This window comes from Sphingobacterium lumbrici (genome assembly GCF_006476045.1).
Classification (GTDB): domain Bacteria; phylum Bacteroidota; class Bacteroidia; order Sphingobacteriales; family Sphingobacteriaceae; genus Sphingobacterium; species Sphingobacterium lumbrici.
Map to the genome: position 1 here is coordinate 1 of NZ_SRZY01000005.1, position 17,695 is coordinate 17,695.

Consider the following 17,695-nt stretch of genomic DNA (forward strand, 5'->3'; position numbering starts at 1 on the left):
TAACAAAAGCACCAACGCTTCAGCAGAATCCTTCAATGCCAAACTGAAAGCATTCAGAAGTGTCTTCCGGGGTGTTAGGGATACTCAATTCTTTCTTTATAGGGTAATGAAATTATATGCTTAAAAAGGATTTCCCCCCAAGAATTCCGCTTGATCCCTTTTTTTATGGGAAAAATTGAATAATTCAGGGGTATTGTAAAAAACAAAAAGCCTGCAAACGTTCAATTTGCAGGCTTTTGTATGTTTTGACTTCAAGATGTGTAGCCCGTAGGGGAATCGAACCCCTGTTTCAAGAATGAAAATCTTGCGTCCTAACCCCTAGACGAACGGGCCATTTCCGATTTGGTGATGCAAATATAGAGGCTTTTTTATTACTTCCAAAATATTTTCATCACCAAAATTGTAACTTATTGGATTTTAATTTTTTATTTTTAAATAAGGTCAAATCCAATGTCCGTTCTGAAGTATTTTCCTTGATAAAAAATACGCCCGGCATCCGCAGTTGCCTGCTGTAAAGCCGAGAAAAGGTCATTTTGTAAAGTTGTGACAGCTATTACGCGACCACCTGCAGTCACCACTTCTCCGTTGACTTCTTTCGTGCCTGCGTGGAATACGATAGATTCCTTTACGTTCTCGATATTCGAAATTACTTTTCCGGATTCGTAATCTCCCGGATAACCGCCCGACACCAACATGACTGTAACGGCTGTTTTTGGCGAAACCGTATATGAACGTGTCTCTAAATTTCCCTGTGCGACACCCTCCAAAAGATCCACTAGATCAGATTCTATTCGGGGAAGTACCGATTCTGTTTCTGGATCTCCCATGCGTACATTGTATTCGATAACGAAAGGTTCTCCTCCAACATTCATTAAACCAATAAAAATAAACCCTTTATATGGAATGTTATCTTTTTTTAGGCCTTCAACCGTAGGTTTAATAATACGCTCTTCGACTTTGCTCAAGAAAGTTTCATCTGCAAATGGCACAGGGGATATGGAGCCCATTCCTCCTGTATTCAATCCGGTATCTCCTTCTCCAATTCGCTTATAATCCTTGGCCGAAGGCAATACTTTATAGGAGTTACCGTCGGTTAATACAAATACAGAAAGTTCGATACCCTTTAAAAATTCTTCAATCACAACTACACTGCTTGCATCACCAAATTTAGCATCGGCTATCATAGCCGTGAGTTCTGCTTTCGCGTTCTCAATAGTCTCGCAAATCAAAACACCCTTACCGGCAGCTAATCCGTCAGCCTTTAAAACGATTGGAAGATTCTGGGTTTCTAGGTATGTCAAGCCTTCTTCTAAATTTGATTTATCAAAAGATTTGTATGCAGCGGTAGGGATATTATGTCTAAACATAAACTCCTTTGAAAAGTCTTTAGATCCTTCAAGCTGAGCACCAAGTTGTTGGGGCCCGATCACTGCGATATGTTTAATGTCTTCTCTACCTAAAAAATAATCATGAATTCCTTTTACCAATGGTTCTTCCGGTCCCACTAATATGATCTCTATTTTGTTCTCCAAAGCAAAGGTCGCTATTCCTTCGAAATCGGTCACTTTTAAAGGTACATTTTGACCATAAACCCCAGTACCTGCATTACCCGGAGCAATAAAGAGTTTTGATAGTTTAGGGCTCTGTGCTAGTTTATAAGCAAAGGCAGATTCACGCCCACCTGATCCAATGATTAAGATATTCATGTCGCAAAGATATTGATGTCTGTTAAGATTACATAAATTTTTACATATCATAATGCGAATTGCATAATATTTTTTATCTTTCACCTATCAGATTTTAAATCAATTGACAATAATTATGAGAGCCTTTTCCCTTTTAGTTGTATTTTCAGTATTTTTTTCGATAGTATATGCCCAGGATATTCAAAAGACATTAGAGAAGGCAGATGATTTTTATCAATCCAATCCACAGGAGAAATTGTATTTACATCTGGATAAATATGCTTACACGGCTGGGGAAACAATTTGGTTTAAGGCATATACCACGATCGGTATTCATAATTTCTTTTCCAATTTGAGTGGGATCGCAAACGTAGAGCTAATAAGTCCCTCTGAGGAAGTTGTAGCTGCTATAAAGATTCCGTTGATTTCAGGTTTAGGGATAGGAGATTTCCTGTTGAACGATACCATAGTCGAAGGATCATACCGAATTAGGGCATATACGAATTGGATGCGCAATTATGATGATACCTATTTTTATGACCGTACGATTCAGATTAGCAATGGTCGTTTGGATAACGTGTTGACAACTACGTCTGTTACCTCATCTGATAAAGACAATATTTACGCTATTAATTTGAAAAGTCTTGCCGGAAATGCGCTTTCGAAAACAAGTATAAGGTACGAAGTACTACATGAAGGCAAGGTGGTCGATAAAGGAAGGACAGCTAGTGATGAAGCGGGGCTATCTACCATAAAAGTGGATAAGAAATATAAGGCTCCCCTCCTTAAACTCCGGTTTGAAAATATGGAGAAAATGAATGTCACTAAACTTATTAAAGCAAGTGCCGAACAACAAGATAATAATTTGCAGATTTTCCCCGAAGGGGGCAAATTATTGGCAAACGTAGTCAACAATATTGGAATAAAGGCAATTCGACCAAATGGTTTGGGAATAAAAGCGAAGCTTGTTGTTCTGGCCGGAGTAGATACTGTGCTCTCCGTTGAGACAAATGAGTTAGGAATGGGAGCATCTTCCTTATTCGTCCGTGAAAATGATGTATTTAAAGCATTTGCAGAATTTGCCGATGGTTCTAAATCAGAAGTGTCTGTCCCTTCGATAGAAAAATCAGGTTATTCTTTACTTGTCAATAGCCTAAATTCAAGGAATGTATATGCGCAATTAAATGTTTCTCCGGATTTAATCGATCAGAAAGAAATGTATTTTGTTGTGCAGCACCTGGGGCAAGTATATTTTGTGTCAAAACAGAAGTTAACAAAAAGCGAACTTGTTTATGCTGTTGATAAGGATAAATTGCCAACAGGGGTGGTAACAATATCTATTTTAAATGATCAGTTTATGCCTGTTGTAGAACGCGCTTTTTTTAGCTATAAACCGGAGAATATACTTCCGATGGAGATAACGCTTGATAAAGAGAGTTACGGTAGTCGGGAGAAAGTGGATGTGAATCTAAATGTCGGTACGGAGGGAGACAGTATTCGTTTTGCGGCACTCTCTGCATCCGTTGTTGATCTTTCCAAAATCAAAGATGAGTATTCGGTCGCGCCGAACATATTGTCGACGTTATTGCTGAGTTCAGATCTAAAAGGATTTATTGAGAATCCGGGCTATTATTTTAACAATGAAGTGAATACGGCCGATTTGGATTTCCTCATGCTTACACAAGGTTGGAGAAGTATGGACTGGAGAGATTCGGAAATCGCTGCTACTCATAAGTTTGAGCCTGAAAAATCTTTAAAAATAGCAGGGTACACCAGAAAATTGGGTAGAAAGGCAGCAGAGCCAAAAGCGTCTGTCCAATTGATCTCTACAAAGAACTTTATGGATTTTATAGACACGTTGTCTGCGGATGACGGTTATTTTGAGTTTGACGAGTTAATGTTTCCGGACAGTATCAAGTTTTTAATTTCTGCCAAAAATGAAAAAGGTAAAAATAATATTGACATTGAGATTAATGCACAAGAAAAATCTGTCATTTCTGCTAATCGAAATGTCGCTTTAGAAAGATACGATATCAATGATTTCTATAAAGACGAAATAAACAATTCAAAACAGTTTTTTGCGGAATTGGAACGTAATGGTTTGATGGAACGGGCAATTGATATTGAAGAAGTAGTGGTAAGAGCAAAAAAGAGAAGAGCTGCTGAAAATTCCAGTAACCTGAATGGATCCGGCAATGCAGATCAGATTATATCTGCTGAAGAATTATCCACCTGCGCGTCACTCGAAATGTGTCTCGTCGGCCGTTTAATGGGTGTGACATTTATAAACGGGATTCCTCACAATACAAGAGGGAATCTGCCTATGCAAGTGGTGTTGGATGGAATGTACATCGAAGCAGATCAGATTTCGATGATAAATGTATCGGATATTGAAAGTGTTGAGGTGCTAAGGAATGTTAATTACACGGCGATATACGGTTCGTATGGTAGCAATGGGTTGTTAATTATCACCTCTAAGACGGGGGCATCTGCTATGCGAAGGTATACGCCCAAAGGAATCGTTACTATACAGCCGCAGGGCATTCATGTGAATAGGACGTTTTACAAACCTGTGTACGATGTGTCGGATGAAACTAAATTCAACCGCGATTTGCGTACTACGATTCATTGGGAACCTATCATGGTCGCCGATAAAGATGGCCAAACTTCTTTCCAGTTTTTTACTTCAGATGGAAAAGGAAAGTACTTGATGGTGATTGAGGGAATTGATTTTGGAGGAAGAGTCGGTAGAAAAGCCATAGCGTTTGAGGTTAAATGACACTTTTTCTTTCCTTAATATCGTGTTTGAAAAATGCTTATCTTGTGTCAACCTTAACTGATTTTAGGTTGTGTATAATAGACAGAATGTATCCGCTGTCGTAGGGGTTTTTAGTAGCAGAAACAGTTGAAACGATGAATTTTTTAAAAATTAAGAAAGACGATCATATTTTTCATATCACTTTGGATCGAGGTAAGTCGAATGCAATTGATATACAGGTGGTGAATGAACTGATTGTGGCGATTCAGGAAGCTGAGTCAGACCCCGCGATAGAAGGACTGGTCTTATCGGGTAAGGAAGGCTTTTTTTCGTCCGGTTTGGATTTAATTGCCCTTTATGATTACAATGCCGAAGAAATGAAGGAATTTTGGAGCCGCTTTATGTTGCTGATCCAGACCCTCGCAAGCTTTTCCAAACCTGCTGTTTCTGCAATTACAGGGCACAGTCCTGCGGGTGGATGCGTATTAGCGATCTGTTGTGATTACCGTATTATGGCAGAAGGAGAATTTATCATTGGCTTAAATGAAGTCCCTGTAGGTATCGTAGTGCCGGATAGTATATTTGATCTGTACAGTTTTTGGTTGGGAAAGGCACAAGCATATCGTTTTTTGTTAGAAGGCAAATTACTCAAACCTCAAGAAGCACTGAAGGTGGGATTAGTAGATGAAGTTGTTGATTTCAACCGCATTCAGAATGCTGCGGTGCGTAAAGTCAAAAGTGTTACCCAATTTGAAAAAAATGCTTGGAGGCTTACGAAGCTTAATTTGAGAAAGGCGCTTTTATCAACTTTATCTGAAAATCATGATACGGTTATCGGGCAGGTATTAAGACAATGGTGGTCTCCGGCAAACAGAGCGATTATGAAAACGATCATCGATAATTTAACGCATAAAAGAGCTTAAAAATGAATATTAAAGGAGTGTTGAAAGAAGACAAAATCTGTAAAAACAATACATAAAATGAAGTCGCTATTCTTTACTATTTTCTGTGTAATGCTGCTGTTCTCCTGTTGTAATCAAAACAAAAGCAAGGAACAGGGTGCGCAAGATAGCACGCAAATAAAAGTACCACAGTCCGAAGAAGAGATTGAGCAGCTCAGTGAAGTTATCACACGATTTGTGAGAGCATATATCAATCAAGACAACCAAAAAGCAAATGCGCTCATACACCCTGAATTAGGTCTTACAGTTATACATAGACCAGGGGTGGCAGATGTATTCACTAGAGTAGACAGTATAGATTTTGCACATCCTATCCCGGAGTATTTTCCTTATCCCACTTTTTCTAACGATTACGCATTGACCTTCGAATCTCTTCCAACTTTTGATTGTGGCACGGAGAAGTGGACTAAAGAAGGTTTCTTTTGCGATACCACATCTCATCCGGACCAATTATCTCGGATCGCTGCATTTCAAAAGGAGTTTAATCAACAAGAGTTTTCCGAAGCGCAAATTGAAAAAATTAAAGACACCGAAAAGAAAAGTTACCGTGTTATTCTTACATCTAGTGAGCCACTCATTTTTCACCTTCAGCAACAGGAAGGGGTTTGGTATATTACCGTATTGGATAGAGCGTATGCGGGTTGCGACGGATAAAGATGTGTACATCGCTATTGTTCCATTTAATTCATGAAGATTTTAATGAAATTAACAGCGATTTTAAAGCGTATTTTGAGGTATTAAATTATATTTACAACAAAAATTATAGTGTTAGTCATGACAAACTTTGATAACGTAACGAAGGGCCGTATCCAACAATGGTTGACAGCGGAATATGATCAAGATACAGTTGCGCAGGTACAAAAATTAGTGGATGATAAGGAGGAAACAGAATTGTTAGATTCGTTTTACAAGGAATTGGAATTTGGTACAGGCGGCCTCCGGGGTATCATGGGGGTAGGTTCAAATCGGATGAATAAATATACCTTGGGCAAAGCTACGCAGGGTTTGTCTAATTATTTAAAAAAGGAATTTCCGAATGAAGAGGTGAAAGTTGCGGTATCCTACGACAGCCGTAATAATTCGCAGGCGTTTGGAAGAATGGTAGCAGATGTATTTTCTGCCAACGGGATTAAGGTGTACTTATTCGAAGAGTTACGTCCGACACCTATGCTGTCATTTGCCGTTCGTCATTTTGGCTGTCAAGGGGGCGTAATGCTTACTGCCTCGCATAACCCAAAGGAGTATAACGGCTACAAAGCCTATTGGAATGATGGTGGCCAGCTGGTGGCTCCACATGATAAAAACGTGATTACCGAAGTGAATGCAATACAGTCTGTTACCGCAATTAAGTTTGAAGGTATTCAAGACAATATTACGGTAGTGAAAGAAGATTTTGACCAGATCTATATCGATGCAAATAAAAAGCTAAGCATTCACCCCGAAGTCGTTGCCGCGCAGCAGGATCTAAAAATTGTGTTTTCTCCGATTCATGGAACAGGGATTACGTTGGTTCCTAAAATATTGGAGGCGTGGGGCTTTAGAAACGTGACAGTGGTTGAAGAACAATCGAAGCCCGATGGAAATTTCCCGACCGTGATTTATCCCAATCCGGAAGAAGAGGAAGCAATGTCTATGGCCAAGCGAAAAGGAGAAGAGCTCGATGCAGACGTTGTAATGGCTACTGATCCGGATGCGGACAGGGTTGGTGTGGCTGTCAAGAATACAAATGGAGTGTTTCAGCTGTTGAACGGCAACCAGATCGGCAGTCTGTTGACCTATTACGTACTATCTGCTAAGAAAGAAAAGGGCGAATTACAGGCAGAAGATTATGTTGTGAAGACCATCGTTACGTCTAATTTGTTTTCGGATATTGCCACAGGTTTTGGTGTTAAAAGTTACGAAACGCTTACGGGATTTAAGTTTATTGGAGAGGTGATTACGAATCTTGAAGAAAAGGAGAATTACTTAGTTGGAGGAGAAGAGAGTTATGGGTTTTTAATAGGTGACTTGGTACGAGATAAAGATGCGGTGAACTCCTGTGCTTTCATTGCGGAGATGACGGCTTATTTCAAGTACCAGGGGAAATCTCTTTTTGATGTTTTACTGGAGATATATGAAAAGTACGGATTTTATCAGGAGAAGTTAATTTCCTTGACAAAAAAGGGGAAAGCAGGTGCCGATGAAATTAAACAAATGATGATCGACCTTCGTGCTGATGTACCGAAAGTATTGGGTGGTGTCGCCGTTAGCGAAATTCGGGATTATGAAAATACGGTAGCTTATGATCTGACTACCGGTGAGCAGCGTAAAATTAATCTGCCTAAATCAGATGTACTGCAATTTATAACGGAGGATGGAGATGTTATTTCAGCCCGTCCTTCGGGTACGGAACCAAAAATTAAATTTTATTGTTCCGTCAAAGAGCAGTTATCGACTATTTCGGAATACGATGCTGTTGCTCGGAAGTTAGAAGATAAAGTGGAGCGGATTATGGCAGATATCGTAAAGAACTAATATGGAAAAGTGGACACTGCTGGATTCTAAATATATTATTGAACGCCCCTGGGCGACATTGCGGGTAGATAAGCTGCAATTGCCCAATGGTAATATAAAGGAAGAATATTATGTGCTGGAATATCCAACATGGGTTAATATGATCGGTATTACAGCGGAGAATCAAGTCCTATTTGTTACACAATATCGACATGGTGCGGGTCAGATAATGACGGAATTACCTGCGGGAGTGGTGGAGGAAGGGGAAGATCCGGCAGATGCCGCTAAACGGGAGCTGTTGGAGGAGACCGGTTATGCTTTTGATTCGATCGAAAAAATAGCCGAGTTGTATGCTAACCCGGCTACGAGCGGAAATGTTACCCATACTTATATTCTACGGGGAGGTAAGAAAATCCAGGAACAGGAATTGGACAATTCAGAAGACATTGAAGTGGTATTGATGTCTATTGAAGAAGCCAAAACCTTTTTATTGGAAAACAGGATTGGTCAAGCGCTGCATTCTGCAGCGTTGTTTTATGCCTTTAAGCATTTAGGGTTGTTGTAGGCGTTAGACAAGAGATATTAGACGTGCGATATGAGAGTGGAGGAACTTTTCGTACCTTTGCAAAATGGCAAGAGAGATATTCGAAACAAAACGAAAAGCACTAAAGATTAATCTTAATCCAGATATTTACGGAACATTTGCGGAGATTGGTGCGGGACAGGAAGTGGCCCGCAATTTTTTTGAAGCAGGTGCAGCTTCGGGAACGATTGCAAAGACAATGTCGGCGTATGACATGGCATTCAGCGATGCAATTTATGGAGCAGAAGAGTCCGGACGTTATGTGAGTCGTACGCGATTGACCAAAATGATTGAACATGAGTTCGATTTGCTCACAGAGCGTTTGCATGGAGAGAAATATTCGAAGAAAACATTTTTTGCCTTCGCCGATACCGTTACCACATTGAATTTTACAAAAACAAACGAACCGCACGGTTGGGTGGGGATACGTTTTCAACATGAGGTGGGCGGCCCTACAAATGACATCATTATTCATGTACGTCTGTTAGATAGCGACAATCGATTACAGTCTAAAGTGTTGGGTGTTATTGGTGTTAATTTGGTGTTTGCAGCCTATTTTTATGCAAAAGATCCGCAAATGATGATTGAATCGTTGGTTGACAACCTTTCAGTGGGGTCTGTTGAAATCGATTTGGTAAAAGTTGCAGGTCCTGTCTTTGAACAAGTGAACGAACGTTTAATTAATCTCTATCTGATCGCTAAGGGATTTGCCAATGCCGCAATTTTCAGACCCGATGGTAAGGCCGCACAGATAAAGGATTATTTGTATAAGAAGAATATTATTATTTTGCGTACAAAGTATCGTCAAAAGTCCAACCCAAACTTTGATCTTTTTAACTTAGCTGTTGAACAGTTTCGCAAAAATACGGGGGCAGTTCCTGAAGATACGGTAGTCTTGATTGAGGTGTTGATGGGAAATGTATTAGAGGAAGATAGTAACATTACCGACGAGGATCTAAGATATTTTGCTGAGCGTGCTGAATATTTATGTTCCACAGGAAACAATATTATGGTATCGAACTTTAGACGTAATAATCACTTGGCTGAATTTGTCAAAACGTTTAGACCAAAACATGTTGGAATTGCGACCAACATATCCAACCTGCGCAATATCTTTAATTCGGACAATTATAACAAAGAGCAATACACCAACGAATTACTGTCTTATATTTCAGGGATGTTCAGCAAGGATGTGAAACTTTATGCATATCCATACCTGAATAAAAAAGAGAATGAAATCGTCACCACGAAGAACCTAGAGGTTTCAGAAGAAGCGAAGCCTCTTTTCGATTTTTTGATCAAAAACCAGTATATCGTTGATATTGAAAATTACGATGAGAAATTTGTTAAAACAGTTTAATAAAGAGGCGCAAACGATTGATTTTGTGAGGGAAAGGGAATAAATATTTTATGACAATTAATTCACTTGAAAAAGTGTATCTTTGCGAATCAAAAAACACAAAAACTAAAAAGCTTAAATCAGCTGAAATACAGTAGGTTAAGTGATTAATAAAATACTGCAATCAAACGGCAAAATGAGTAACGTATATTACCAAGAAAAATTCGAAGATCGCCACAACGGCCCTAGAGCTGAGGAAGCGAAAGAAATGTTAGCCTTTTTAGGCGTTGATTCTTTAGATCAATTGATTGAACAAACTGTTCCGTCTCAAATTAGAGCTAAAAATCGGTTAAATCTTCCATCGGCGCTGAGTGAAGTGGCTTATTTGGAGAAAGTAAAGCAGATCGCTGAAAAAAATAAAGTATTTAAGTCGTTTATTGGTCAAGGGTATTACGATGTGAATGTACCGGGTGTGATTCAACGTAATGTATTAGAGAACCCGGGATGGTATACACAGTACACACCATACCAAGCTGAGATAGCACAGGGTCGTCTACAGGCACTATTAAACTTCCAAACTGTGGTGTCTGATTTGACAGGTTTAGAAATTGCCAACGCATCTTTATTGGATGAGGCTACAGCGGCGGCCGAAGCGATGTTTATGCTGTATAGCGCACGTAAAAGCAAAGAAGCCAATGTTTTCTTGGTAACATCAAACGTTTATCCACAAACCTTAGACGTATTGCGGACAAGAGCAATACCTTTTGGAGTAGAAATTAGAGTAGCGGATATCGTTGAATCAAATCTGACAGACGATGTATTTGCCTCATTTATTCAGTACCCTGCTGCGGATGGCTCAATAAGTGACTACAAAGCTTTTGCAGACAGCGCGCATGCTAAAAATATAACCGTATGTGTAGCCGCAGATCTGATGTCACTGGCATTATTAACGCCTCCGGGTGAATGGGGAGCAGATGTTGTAGTTGGTAATTCACAACGTTTTGGTGTACCGATGGGATTTGGGGGCCCTCACGCGGCCTATTTTGCTACCAAAGACGCATACAAGCGTAATATCCCGGGCCGTATTATCGGCGTAACTACCGATTCAAATGGAAATTATGCCCTGCGCATGGCATTACAAACTCGTGAACAACATATCCGTCGTGATAAGGCATCTTCCAATATTTGTACTGCACAGGCATTATTAGCCATCATGGCTTCTTTCTATGCCGTATATCATGGGCCTCAAGGGATTAAAAATATTGCATCCCGCATTAATGATTTGACGAAATTAGCAGATAAAGCGATCCAATCATTAGGTTATGAGCAAACAAATAAAGCTTACTTTGACACATTGCGTTTTCATGTAGGAGATCAAGTAGGTATGTTAAAAGGTGAAGCGTTAAATAATGAATTGAATTTCTTCTATCATGAAGGTACAGTAGGTATCTCTATTGACGAAACCACTACTTTTGAAGATATTCAAACTATTGTTAAAGTATTCGCTAAAATTAAGGGAAAAGCGCTTTCCGATGTGGATTTAGTCGCTTTGGCAACGGAAGAAGTGTCTTCTATCCCTTCTGATCTGGTTCGTACATCGGATTATTTAACACATCCGATTTTCAATAGCTACCATTCAGAAAGTGAAATGTTGCGTTATATTAAATCCTTGGAAGTAAAGGATCTTTCGCTTTGTCACTCCATGATACCATTGGGGTCATGTACCATGAAGTTGAATGCAACGACAGAAATGGTTCCTTTGACATGGGCTCGTTTTGGTGGGTTGCACCCGTTTGCTCCGGTGGATCAAACGTCCGGTTATATGCAATTGATCAATGAATTAAACGATTGGTTATCGGAGATTACCGGATTTGCTAAAATGTCCTTTCAGCCAAATTCTGGCGCGCAGGGTGAATATGCCGGGTTGATGGTTATTCATGCTTATCACGAAAGCCGTGGTGAAGGACACCGTAATGTGTGTTTAATCCCGGCCTCAGCACATGGAACTAATCCGGCTTCCGCTTCTATGGCAGGATTGAAAGTGGTCGTTGTAAAATGTGATGAGCGTGGTAATATTGATGTCGCTGATTTGAAAGCGAAAGCAGAAGAGCATGCAGTACATCTGAATTCGTTGATGGTGACTTATCCATCTACACATGGTGTTTTTGAAGAGCCTATTATCGAGATCTGTCAGATCATACACGATAATGGAGGGCAAGTATATATGGATGGTGCAAATATGAATGCACAAGTTGGTTTGACGAGTCCGGGATTTATCGGGGCTGACGTTTGTCACCTGAATTTGCACAAAACATTCTGTATTCCACACGGGGGAGGTGGGCCAGGTATGGGACCTATTGGTGTGGCAGCACACTTAGTTCCTTTCTTACCCAATCACGAAATTGTTGAAATTTCAGGAGAGCAAGGTATTTCGGCGGTTTCAGCAGCACCATTTGGATCGGCATCGATTTTAGTTATCTCACATGCCTACATCGCAATGATGGGCGGAGAGGGGCTTACGAATGCGACTAAAACTGCTATTTTGAATGCAAATTATATTAAAGCACGCTTAGAAAATCAATACCCGGTGTTATATGCGGGAGCCAATGGACGTTGTGCACATGAAATGATCTTGGATTGTCGTGCTTTCAAAAACTTCGGCATTGAAGTTGGAGACATTGCCAAGCGTTTAATGGATTACGGTTTCCACGCACCTACAGTGTCATTCCCTGTTGCAGGTACGCTAATGGTTGAACCAACAGAGTCCGAGTCAAAGGCAGAGTTGGATCGGTTCTGTGATGCCTTAATTGCAATCCGTAAAGAGATCGCTGCGGTAGAACATGGTGAAGCTGACCAAAAAGAAAATGTACTGAAACATGCGCCTCATACGGCAGAAGTCGTGACGGCAGATGAATGGAATAGAATATATAGCCGTCAAATGGCCGCATATCCTTTGGAGTATTTGAAAGTGAATAAATTTTGGCCATCTGTTGGTCGGGTAAACGACTCGCAAGGAGACAGGATGTTGATCTGTTCATGTCCTTCTATTGAAGAATACGTGGATATCGAAGCATAAGCTTCTGTACCAATAAATAGCAAAAGCCTCCATATTTAAAAGTATGGAGGCTTTTTTGCGTTAGATGTATTTAAAGAATTGATTTTACTATCCATAAATAATTTCTATATTTGGTAATAGAACAATAATATGAAAAGTAACATTTTTAAAGGCTTATTTTTATTTCTCTTTGTGACGAGTTGTGCGGTAAAAAAGCCAACATTTACGCTAAATAACTCCTCCCCTTTTGAACGTCAAGATGAAGTGGTAGAGGTAGAATTAAATGATATTTCCGATTTTTCAAGTTTGGCTTTATATAATAATTCTGGTATCGTAATACCTTATTGTGTATCAGGAAAGAGTAAAATACTTTTTCAGGTAGATTTGAAAGCGAATAGTAAAGAGCGATATACCATGAAGCCCGGAGTTCCGGTTTCCGCATTGACCCAAACCTATGTGAATCAGAAAATGCCAGATCTGCGCAATGACATTGCTTGGGAGAATGATTTAACAGCTTACAGGATGTATAGCAAGGTGTTATTACCAAGAGAGCCAAATACCGGAAACGGTGTCGACGTTTGGTACAAAAAGAAATCTTATTCTATAATAGATAAAATGTACACGTATGCAAATTACCATGCAGAGCAGGAAGAAGGCGTTGATGCACATTCCGTTGGCGGGAAGACGTTGGGAGCCGGAGGTATAGTAGCTTATGTAAATAATAAACTTTGGATACACGATCCTTATGATGAGTGTACGATTCTGGAAAACGGACCGCTTCGTGCCGAATTTATATTAACTTATAGAGATATTAATATAGACGGGGATTTGTATACAAAGACTGTCCGTATCAGTTCGGTTGCTAATGGATTATTGAACAAAGCTATCGTCAGGTTGGATGGTAAAGCGAAGCCAATGAAAATGGCTGCCGGAATCTTTTTGCATAATAACACACAAGGCGTTAGGTTTACCGAAGAGGCAAACATCATAGGGTATGCTGAAAACAAAAGCGAGGGTACTGTCAAGTCTCCGGACGCTCGGATGTATGCAGGTGTCTTCATGCCCGGAAATGTATCGCAGCAAGTAATCGATAACCAACTTGTGCTCTTGCAAGACTATCAAATCGGAAGTGAACTGACCTACTATTTTGGAGGAGGATGGAATGTCTTTCCGGTAGGCAGATACGGTAATGATACGGATTGGTTTGACGCATTGCTGCAGTTTAAACTTCATGCTCAAACACCTATTACACAGCATAAGTGAAAGAAAGGGCCGCAATAGGGCTGATGGTTTGATAAAGCCGGTTGATATCGCTTCAGATCAAGGACAATTAATATAATTGAAATTGATACCCCATTTAGATCGGTATTATGTACTTGGAATCCAAGTTACTGTTTCAGCTTGTACAAAATAAAGCCTCTATATTTTAACGTAATAGAGGCTTTTGTTTTCAAATTCGTGGAGAATACGCGAGATTATTAATAACTTATAGCTTTAATTTTATAGGTTTGTGTGTATGAATACTGGCAAACTTTATTTGATCCCTGTACCACTTGCAGAAGGTGCAGAGAAATCATCCTATACTTTCTTGCATCATGAGATAATCGATAGTATCCATGAATATGTGGTAGAAAATGAGAAAACAGCAAGACGCTTCTTGAAGTCAGCCGGTTTGAAAATACCCCAAAACCAATTGATTATTCACGACTATGGAAAACATTCCAGAGGGCAGATGGATTACGGCGAGGTTTTTGCGAACGTGTTGAAAGGTAAAGATATTGGCCTGATGTCTGAAGCTGGTTGCCCCGGTGTGGCAGATCCCGGGGCAGATATTGTTCTGGAGGCACATAAAAGAGGAATTCAGGTCGTTCCTTTAGTAGGGCCAAGCTCTATTTTGCTTGCGCTAATGGCGTCCGGATTTAATGGGCAAAAGTTTGCCTTTCACGGATATTTGCCTATTGATAAAGGAGATAGAGCCAAGCGGATTAAGGATTTGGAAAGTCAAAGTGCACGAGAAAAAATAACGCAGATATTCATTGAAACACCTTTTAGGAATAATCAACTGCTGAATGAGCTGTTGCGGATCTGCAAACCATCTACGTTACTGAGTATTTCCAGTAATCTCACAGCGACAGATGAATGCGTCAAAACAATGTCTGTGGCAGCGTGGAAAAAGAATCCGCAGGAATTGCACAAGATCCCGGCAATCTTTTTATTATTTGTTTAAGTCTTAGTAAATTTAGCAGAGCTAGTAGACCTGCTTTTAAAGTCTCAGTAAAATATATGGAAGAATTAATACAGAATAATCCGGATTTAGCAAAGGTATTACCTTACGTTATAGCAGGAGTCATTATGCAGATTACGCTATGGTTGTTTTTCGCATATACCGTTCGATCTACTTTAAAATTAATACAAAAAGAGAATCAATGTATACTGCCCAATCAAGCATGGTTTCTGGCGATACCTTTTTTTAATATTTACTGGAATTTTGAAGTTGTCCGTAGACTTGCCGATTCGCTAAACAATGAATTTTTCGATCGGAAGATTGCCGTTGAAGAAAATCCAACGCGTAAACAGGGGTATATTTTTGCTGTCTCTTTCTTAGCTTTCAATTTGCCGTTACCTCTATTTTTAAGGTATATCGCTTCTCTGGTTAATTTCATATACCTTATTGTTTATTGGATTAAAATTGTAGAATATAAAAAGCTATTGAAAGCACAACATAAATATCCGGAATCGGAAGTTACTGATTGTAATACGTAAATAATAGGATAGCTGAAAAGTTAAAATCGAATAGATGAAGATAAGAGAACTGACAAATTATTTGGAGAGCATTGCCCCCCTGTCTTATCAGGAGTCGTATGATAATTCTGGACTTATTGTGGGAAATGCGGATGATGAGATTACAAAAGCGCTAATTTCCTTAGACTGTACCGAGTCTGTAGTCGATGAAGCGATTGCAAAGGGCTGTGATATCATCATATCACACCATCCTATTGTATTCAAAGGATTGAAAAAATTTAACGGACAGAATTATGTGGAGCGCACTGTTATTAAGGCGATTAAGAATAATATTGCCCTATATGCGATACATACGAATTTGGACAATGTCGTTGGCGGCGTAAGCTCGAAGATAGCAGATAAATTAGATCTTCAGACCCCGGCAATTTTGAATCCGAAATCAGGACTATTGAAGAAATTGATCGTCTATGTGCCGCGAACAGCTGTAGAACCAGTACGTCAGGCTTTATTTGATGCAGGAGCCGGTCATATTGGCAACTATGATCAGTGCAGTTATAATTCAGCTGGCTATGGCACTTTTCGTCCGTTGGATGGAGCTGAACCTACGATTGGTCAAGTGGGAAGCCAAGAGCGTGTAGAAGAAACCCGGATAGAGGTAATTTATCCCGCAAATTTGGAACGTGCGATTGTAGTGGCGCTGTTGTCTTCTCATCCTTACGAAGAGGTAGCGCATCATATCGTGGCACTGGATAATACATCACATTATGTAGGGTCAGGAATCATCGGAAATTTACCCATTCCCTTGTCCGAAGCTGACTTCTTAGCATATTTAAAAGAAAAGCTGAAGTTGAACGTCATTCGGTACACACAATTTTCAGGAAAAGAAATATCCCGGGTTGCGGTTTGTGGTGGAGCAGGAGGATTTTTGTTGGAACACGCAAAGCGCTCAGGTGCTGATGTTTATGTTACAGCAGATTATAAATATCATGAGTTTTTTGATGCAGAAGGTCAGATTGTAATTGCTGATATTGGCCATTTTGAAAGTGAACAATTTACGCAAGAATTATTGTTCGACATAATTCAGAAAAAATTTGCTAACTTTGCTCTCTCAATAACGGAAACAGACACAAATCCAATCAAATACTACAGTTAATGGAACAAACCGTAGAACAAAAATTACAAGCATTATGGTCGTTGCAAACGATCCATACTAAAATAGACAAAATTCGCCAAGTGCGTGGTGAGCTTCCTATTGAAGTTGCTGATTTAGAAGATGAAATCGCTGGATTAGAAACGCGTCTCGAAAAAATTAGAGTAGATCTTGACGATTTAGAAGATTCAATTGTAAAACGTAAAAACATGATTAAAGACGCTCAGTCGGCAATCAAAAAATACGAAGGTCAATTGAACGAAGTAAAAAACAATCGGGAATATGATGCTATTTCTAAAGAAATCGAAATTCAGGGCCTTGAGATTCAAGTTTGTGAAAAACGTATAAAAGAAGCCGAGTTTGAAATCAAAAACAAAACGGAAGGCTACGAAAAGACGGAAAGCAACCTGAATTTTAATAAAGCTGAATTAGAGGTTAAGAAAAAGGAACTGGAAACAATTACTTCTGAAACTCAAATTGAAGAAGATACATTGTTGAAAAAAGCAGAGGATGCGACAACAAACAATGAATTACGTTTGTTGAAAGTGTATAATAAGCTTCGTGATTCTTACCGCAATGGCCTTGCTGTTGTTTCTATCGAGCGCGATAGTTGTTCAGGTTGTCATAATAAGATACCACCTCAGCTGCAGTCTGAAATTCGTCAACGCAAGAAAATTATTATTTGCGAGCACTGTGGACGGATCTTGGTTGACGAGGAAATCGCTTCTGAAGATTAAGAAAATTTTATTTAAAATATGAACGCCGGAATTTAATTCCGGCGTTTTTTTGCGCTTTTTCCTTTGGGAATACGAGGTAATTTTAAAAATGTAAGGGGATAATAAAAAGGAAGGTTTATTTTAGACAGTTTGTCGCTCGCCGCGACAGGGCCTTCATTTTTTCTTGATAAAAAACGAAGCAAAAAATCAAG

The 17,695-nt window shown here is 39.5% G+C and carries 13 protein-coding genes and 1 tRNA gene; 12 read left to right on the forward strand and 2 right to left on the reverse strand.

Translation table 11 applies throughout. The annotated features are described in order from the left end of the window. Nucleotides 1-261 precede the first annotated feature (261 nt). A tRNA-Glu gene (locus tag E4F24_RS01145) sits at nucleotides 262-333 on the reverse strand. Nucleotides 334-431: 98 nt separating this feature from the next. After that, entirely contained in the window at nucleotides 432-1,706 is a 1,275-nt protein-coding gene (purD, locus tag E4F24_RS01150) for a phosphoribosylamine--glycine ligase (protein ID WP_140936773.1), read from the reverse strand. A gap of 115 nt (nucleotides 1,707-1,821) precedes the next feature. Here purD and E4F24_RS01155 point away from each other — a divergent pair, with 115 nt between their 5' ends. The 12 genes from E4F24_RS01155 to E4F24_RS01210 all read left to right on the forward strand — a co-directional run bounded on the left by E4F24_RS01155 (nucleotide 1,822) and on the right by E4F24_RS01210 (nucleotide 17,504). Beyond that, complete coding sequence (locus E4F24_RS01155; RefSeq protein WP_140936774.1) at nucleotides 1,822-4,464, forward strand: TonB-dependent receptor plug domain-containing protein; 2,643 nt, start codon at nucleotides 1,822-1,824, stop codon at nucleotides 4,462-4,464. Nucleotides 4,465-4,598: 134 nt separating this feature from the next. Then, nucleotides 4,599-5,366, forward strand: coding sequence for an enoyl-CoA hydratase/isomerase family protein (locus E4F24_RS01160; RefSeq protein WP_140936775.1), 768 nt, complete (start codon nucleotides 4,599-4,601; stop codon nucleotides 5,364-5,366). 57 nt (nucleotides 5,367-5,423) lie between these two features. Continuing rightward, complete coding sequence (locus E4F24_RS01165; RefSeq protein ID WP_140936776.1) at nucleotides 5,424-6,059, forward strand: hypothetical protein; 636 nt, start codon at nucleotides 5,424-5,426, stop codon at nucleotides 6,057-6,059. 120 nt (nucleotides 6,060-6,179) lie between these two features. Continuing rightward, nucleotides 6,180-7,919: a phospho-sugar mutase gene (locus E4F24_RS01170; protein WP_140936777.1), complete on the forward strand. Its 1,740-nt coding sequence runs from the start codon at nucleotides 6,180-6,182 to the stop codon at nucleotides 7,917-7,919. Between the two features lies 1 nt (nucleotide 7,920). After that, a complete protein-coding gene (locus E4F24_RS01175) occupies nucleotides 7,921-8,463 on the forward strand; it encodes an NUDIX hydrolase (RefSeq protein WP_140936778.1) in 543 nt (180 codons plus the stop codon). A gap of 64 nt (nucleotides 8,464-8,527) precedes the next feature. Further along, on the forward strand, nucleotides 8,528-9,841 hold the full coding sequence (locus E4F24_RS01180; protein WP_140936779.1) for a nicotinamide mononucleotide adenylyltransferase: 1,314 nt from the start codon (nucleotides 8,528-8,530) through the stop codon (nucleotides 9,839-9,841). A gap of 175 nt (nucleotides 9,842-10,016) precedes the next feature. Then, on the forward strand, nucleotides 10,017-12,896 hold the full coding sequence (gene gcvP, locus E4F24_RS01185; protein WP_140936780.1) for an aminomethyl-transferring glycine dehydrogenase: 2,880 nt from the start codon (nucleotides 10,017-10,019) through the stop codon (nucleotides 12,894-12,896). 129 nt (nucleotides 12,897-13,025) lie between these two features. Further along, complete coding sequence (locus tag E4F24_RS01190) at nucleotides 13,026-14,138, forward strand: DUF4861 family protein (protein WP_140936781.1); 1,113 nt, start codon at nucleotides 13,026-13,028, stop codon at nucleotides 14,136-14,138. Between the two features lie 253 nt (nucleotides 14,139-14,391). Next, nucleotides 14,392-15,102, forward strand: a complete 711-nt coding sequence (locus tag E4F24_RS01195) for an SAM-dependent methyltransferase (protein WP_140936782.1) — start codon at nucleotides 14,392-14,394, stop codon at nucleotides 15,100-15,102. A 56-nt stretch (nucleotides 15,103-15,158) separates the two neighbouring features. Further along, nucleotides 15,159-15,638, forward strand: coding sequence for a hypothetical protein (locus tag E4F24_RS01200; protein WP_140936783.1), 480 nt, complete (start codon nucleotides 15,159-15,161; stop codon nucleotides 15,636-15,638). 34 nt (nucleotides 15,639-15,672) lie between these two features. Continuing rightward, nucleotides 15,673-16,770 carry a Nif3-like dinuclear metal center hexameric protein gene (locus tag E4F24_RS01205; protein WP_140936784.1) on the forward strand — a complete coding sequence of 366 codons (1,098 nt, stop codon included), beginning with the start codon at nucleotides 15,673-15,675 and terminating at the stop codon, nucleotides 16,768-16,770. Then, nucleotides 16,770-17,504, forward strand: coding sequence for a zinc ribbon domain-containing protein (locus tag E4F24_RS01210; protein ID WP_140936785.1), 735 nt, complete (start codon nucleotides 16,770-16,772; stop codon nucleotides 17,502-17,504). The genes E4F24_RS01205 and E4F24_RS01210 overlap by 1 nt, the downstream gene beginning before the upstream one ends. The last annotated feature ends 191 nt before the right edge of the window (nucleotides 17,505-17,695 follow it).

Coding starts and splice junctions, on each gene's coding strand:
- purD (WP_140936773.1), bottom strand. CDS start 1,706: ATGAATATCTTAATCATTGGATCAGGTGGGCGTGAATCTGCCTTTGCT.
- E4F24_RS01155 (WP_140936774.1), top strand. CDS start 1,822: ATGAGAGCCTTTTCCCTTTTAGTTGTATTTTCAGTATTTTTTTCGATA.
- E4F24_RS01160 (WP_140936775.1), top strand. CDS start 4,599: ATGAATTTTTTAAAAATTAAGAAAGACGATCATATTTTTCATATCACT.
- E4F24_RS01165 (WP_140936776.1), top strand. CDS start 5,424: ATGAAGTCGCTATTCTTTACTATTTTCTGTGTAATGCTGCTGTTCTCC.
- E4F24_RS01170 (WP_140936777.1), top strand. CDS start 6,180: ATGACAAACTTTGATAACGTAACGAAGGGCCGTATCCAACAATGGTTG.
- E4F24_RS01175 (WP_140936778.1), top strand. CDS start 7,921: ATGGAAAAGTGGACACTGCTGGATTCTAAATATATTATTGAACGCCCC.
- E4F24_RS01180 (WP_140936779.1), top strand. CDS start 8,528: ATGGCAAGAGAGATATTCGAAACAAAACGAAAAGCACTAAAGATTAAT.
- gcvP (WP_140936780.1), top strand. CDS start 10,017: ATGAGTAACGTATATTACCAAGAAAAATTCGAAGATCGCCACAACGGC.
- E4F24_RS01190 (WP_140936781.1), top strand. CDS start 13,026: ATGAAAAGTAACATTTTTAAAGGCTTATTTTTATTTCTCTTTGTGACG.
- E4F24_RS01195 (WP_140936782.1), top strand. CDS start 14,392: ATGAATACTGGCAAACTTTATTTGATCCCTGTACCACTTGCAGAAGGT.
- E4F24_RS01200 (WP_140936783.1), top strand. CDS start 15,159: ATGGAAGAATTAATACAGAATAATCCGGATTTAGCAAAGGTATTACCT.
- E4F24_RS01205 (WP_140936784.1), top strand. CDS start 15,673: ATGAAGATAAGAGAACTGACAAATTATTTGGAGAGCATTGCCCCCCTG.
- E4F24_RS01210 (WP_140936785.1), top strand. CDS start 16,770: ATGGAACAAACCGTAGAACAAAAATTACAAGCATTATGGTCGTTGCAA.